Genomic DNA, 1507 nt, shown 5'->3' on the forward strand with positions numbered 1-1507 from the left:
TCGGTACATGGTATCTGTGTTGATGGCGGCTCTTCCATAATCTTTCTGTCAATAGGGTTTGAGATGCGCTAACCCTGGGAATATACTGAATATAGATTACGGTTATCAATGAAATTTAGAGATGCGATCGCGATCGCATCCAATAAGGTTCGGATAAGACAATTTGATAAATAGAAAACCTTGTAGAGACGCGATATATCGCGTCTCTACAACCTGGAATCGCAACGAAAAATCCTTAACGAACCGTATTGCGATCGCATCTCTATTAAGTGGTTACGCAAAATTAAATATATATTGTCATTTTTGATAGGCTTATTTTCCATTTTAGCATCTATCTGGAAATTATCAGGTTTAGGATTTCGCCTGAGTTTTATGCATGGGTAGTTATAAGTAGGGTGAAAATCGATAATTTTAGTTATTTGCTAAATACAATACCAAATATTAGGAGCAAGGCAATGAAAAGTAATTCTGTGTTGCTGTGTTGCTGTATCCAAAGCTTTCTCAACTAGTTTTAAAGCAGAATAAAACACACAAACAACAAACCCTATGTGGTTATGGAGCTTGTTCTGTTAGTGGTTGTTATTGTCAAGCATATGAAGGGAATGCAAATACTTGCGAGAACTGCGGACATAACTATCAGCGTCATTGGTAAATAATAAAAATTAAGTGCGTCTTAAGCTTAATTTTTATATTGGATAAATAATTCGTAGCCGTCAACCAATAGAGTAATTATTCTTTCATTAATATGAATGATTTGAAAAAAAAATAGAAGAGAATATAGTTGGTATCTTCTTTGTATTGGTAATTTTATACATCGTAAAAACTATCTTTTTTCCCATACAACCAATTATCCGAATAGACTTAATTGATGTTTCTGAATCTGATAAAAAGCATCAGTTCTCAAATCAAACAAAGTATGAAATATTGGTGAAAGAACATTGTGAAGAAAGTATAGATTCTTTAGAAACAAATGATAAATTTATCTTTGGTAAATTTACTACCACTGCTGAATCAGAAGAGCAGGATATAAATACATTAATTGATTCTCCAACAAAACTTTGTGATAATGTGACAACAGTACCAAAAAATTTCCCTAAAAAAGATGGTACTTATTTAAATAAAGCGATTGAAGAAGCTCAAAGTCAGATTAAATCACAAAGAAATAAAAAGATTAACTATCCTGTCGCAATAACTATATTTATAGAATCAGATGATGGTGGAGGGGAAACAATATCTGACAATGTTAAACAAGAAATTACGAACTTGCGAGAGAATCAACGAGCTTCTATAGCTGTAATTGGTCTTGAAGGTCTTCCGGATGACAACACGCTAAAAAAGTGGTTGATAGACAATGGTGTGGAGACTTGTACTTTTGAAAACCATAAATATTGTACCGAACAAGTAATCAGTAACGCTAGAAATAATTCTGAAAAGCCAGAAGCCAAGATTGAGTAAATTCTCAAGAACTAATTTTATTGATTTAACTTATGAGTAATAAATTTATGAG

General features: G+C 32.5%; 2 protein-coding genes. Both read left to right on the plus strand.

The annotated features are described in order from the left end of the window. Nucleotides 1-478: 478 nt before the first annotated feature. Complete coding sequence (locus tag CK510_RS32205; RefSeq protein WP_158225000.1) at nt 479-652, plus strand: hypothetical protein; 174 nt, start codon at nt 479-481, stop codon at nt 650-652. 146 nt (nt 653-798) lie between these two features. Beyond that, nucleotides 799-1455 carry a hypothetical protein gene (locus CK510_RS30245; RefSeq protein WP_095725103.1) on the plus strand — a complete coding sequence of 219 codons (657 nt, stop codon included), beginning with the start codon at nt 799-801 and terminating at the stop codon, nt 1453-1455. The last annotated feature ends 52 nt before the right edge of the window (nt 1456-1507 follow it).

Origin of the sequence: Brunnivagina elsteri CCALA 953 (genome assembly GCF_002289455.1) — a bacterium.
Classification (GTDB): domain Bacteria; phylum Cyanobacteriota; class Cyanobacteriia; order Cyanobacteriales; family Nostocaceae; genus Brunnivagina; species Brunnivagina elsteri.